The 2544-nt window shown below is 35.3% G+C and carries 2 protein-coding genes; one reads left to right on the top strand and one right to left on the bottom strand.

Features of this window, described 5'->3' with window-relative positions; translation table 11 throughout:
- Window positions 1-146: 146 nt before the first annotated feature.
- Window positions 147-551 carry a hypothetical protein gene (locus tag V4762_RS09880; RefSeq protein ID WP_347315610.1) on the top strand — a complete coding sequence of 135 codons (405 nt, stop codon included), beginning with the start codon at window positions 147-149 and terminating at the stop codon, window positions 549-551.
- 43 nt (window positions 552-594) lie between these two features.
- On the opposite strand, the gene V4762_RS09875 is transcribed toward V4762_RS09880, so the two are convergent.
- The gene (locus V4762_RS09875; protein ID WP_347315609.1) at window positions 595-2436 is read right to left on the bottom strand and encodes an aldehyde ferredoxin oxidoreductase family protein; all 1842 of its coding nucleotides are present in this window, start codon (window positions 2434-2436) and stop codon (window positions 595-597) included.
- Between the last annotated feature and the right edge of the window lie 108 nt (window positions 2437-2544).

The raw sequence follows: 2544 nt of genomic DNA, 5'->3' as shown, positions 1-2544 counted from the left end.
TCTTATTTCTTCAGCAATATTAACAAATTTCCATATTTTTTCTTATTCTAAGTTTATTTTAAAATTAAATTTTTATAATGATTTGTACAACTATTTGATGTATTATTTTATAAATTTCCATTGAAAGCTTAAATTTAGGAGGTTTTATGAATCAGATGCTCTCCTTTTTTAAAAAACCAAAGGTTTTGCCTATATTAGTATTTTTTTTGATATTGGCTGTTTCTCAGGCAAGATGGGATTATGTGGGCTCCAACTTCTATCACGATGAATTTGTAAGATACAAAATTGACAGATTTACAGATTTTAAATATGTTGAGATTTTTAGTGACACTGGAAGTGGAGATAGGCCTGCATATAGTGAGATGATCCAATATCCACTTTATAAAATGGCTGAAAATGCTGGAAATATTGAAGAGGTTGCTATTAGAGGTTTATTTGCGTTGGATTTTGTGTGGCTATGTTTTGTATGGATTCTATTGCCATTTATTTATTTTATTAAAAATAAGATATTTAAAAAGGATTCAGAACAGGACACAATCTCCCCAGTTTGAAATTTATCTCAAACTAAGGGAGATTGTGGAATTTTAAATTCTGTTAATCAGTACAAAAATAGTTCATATCGAGCTTGTCTAATTCCAATCTCTTTATTGTTTCTGGCAGTATTTTGCCGTTTTCATCAAGTCCTCTTATTTTGTAATAGCTATTGAGATATTTTTCAAAATCATATACAGCCTTGCCTTTGCGAGGGCCAGTTTCAGCAGCTTTGAAAAATCTTTCAGGTAGGGTGTCATCGCTCTTATCGAAACCGTAATCGTTGTTTATCATTCTTTGTAACATAAATATTCTCTCTGAAGTTTTCATTAACTCTTCAATATTCGTATTCCATCCAGTGACAAGATTTACTCCCTTTACAATATCATCCGCTGTTAAATTTCCAAAAAGATGGAAGAAGCAAAGAGTAAGAGAATTTAACAAACACGAAAGGTCTTGCGATCTGATAGCGAGCAAATCCTTGTTTTCCATGCTATCTATTGATGTTTTTATATCGCCTCCGAATTGATTCAGAACTCCAGCTCTCTCTCCCACATGAGAGGCTCCTCTTTGGTGACATGCACCTCTATTGCCAGTAGCATAGTTTATAGAAAGAGAATAAAAGGCTCTTGGATCGTGTGCTGGCACATCAAGGTTTTTAACTGAAACGTTAAATGATTCTGGCATATTGAAAGCGCTTAATAGTTTTTTTGAACCCTCAGAGATAAGGCTTCCGATTCCCTTTTTTTGATATGTGAGTTCTATTAAGTTTATTAAGGTATCTGCATCTCCCCATTTTGGCACGAACCCAATATCGCTTTGCTTGATGTATCCAGCTTCATAGCCCTCTATAACAGTAGCAACCAAACTGCCCATTGTTATCGTATCCATGCCATATCTATTTGATAGATCGTTTGCTTTGCATACTGTATCAAGGTCTTTTATGTCCAGGCTTGTGCCAAACAGCGCAAGGGTTTCGTATTCTGGCCCTATACCCTTATATCCAGTTGGCGATTCTACATACCTATGACAACCAATCACGCACCCAAAACAATATCTGCTCTTAGCATTAAGATACTCGGTATATTTTGGAGAGGCTAAGGCTTTTGCACCCTCTTCCCATTCATCTCCAAGCCAATGGTGTATAGGCACATCCCCCAATCTTTCTATTGATGCCATCACAGCTGGTGTACCTTCACCGTTAAAGACGTTAGCTCTCTTTAGCTTTTCAAATAACCCTCTTCTAAATTCAGAAAGTTTTTCATTATCGTATACCTTGCACATTTCACCTTGAGCAGCGACTATAGCCTTTAGATTTTTTGACCCCATTACAGTGCCAGCTCCGCCTCTTCCACCAAAACCGTGTGCATTGCTCACAACACAGGCAAACTTTACAAGATTTTCTCCTGCTTGACCTATTGTAATAGTCGAGATGACTTTGCCTTTGTGTCTCTCAACAATCATTTCATGAGATTGATATGCATCTGTTCCCCATAACGAATCAGCATCAATAACCTCTATGTTATCTTGAGATATATATAGATAGACAGGCTTATCTGATTTGTTTTGTATTACTATTGCATCGAATCCAGTTGATTTTAAATGAACAGAGAAGTTACTACCTGCGGATGTATCAGAAAAAGTGCCAGTAAGAGGTGATTTACACATTACAGAGATCTTTCCGCTTCCTGGCAGCATCCCTGTCTGCCATGGGCCTGATGCCACTACAAGGATATTTTCTTCTGAAAGGGGATCTGCTTGTTTTTTGACAAAATTATTTATAAAATAGGCACCAAATCCGCTTCCCCCAAGAAATTTCTTATAAAATTCTTCATTGAAATGTTTCACAGTAACTTTTCTTTCCTTAAGATCTACAAATGCAATTTTTCCACTATTCCCAAACATTATCTTTACCCCTTTCGTATGTTATAATCTTTATTATAATATTTTTATATAACTTAAAACAGTTTATGTTAAATTATTTTAGATTTATGATTATCAAAGTTCTAACGT

The sequence above is a fragment of the Thermodesulfobium sp. 4217-1 genome, from assembly GCF_039822205.1.
In the GTDB taxonomy this organism is placed as follows: Bacteria; Thermodesulfobiota; Thermodesulfobiia; order Thermodesulfobiales; family Thermodesulfobiaceae; genus Thermodesulfobium.
The sequence above is the reverse complement of the archived record's forward strand: the minus strand, read 5'-3'. Positions and strand labels throughout refer to the sequence as shown.

Excerpts from the sequence above, each read along its gene's own strand:
- V4762_RS09875 (WP_347315609.1), bottom strand. The coding sequence starts at position 2,436 with ATGTTTGGGAATAGTGGAAAAATTGCATTTGTAGATCTTAAGGAAAGA.
- V4762_RS09880 (WP_347315610.1), top strand. The coding sequence starts at position 147 with ATGAATCAGATGCTCTCCTTTTTTAAAAAACCAAAGGTTTTGCCTATA.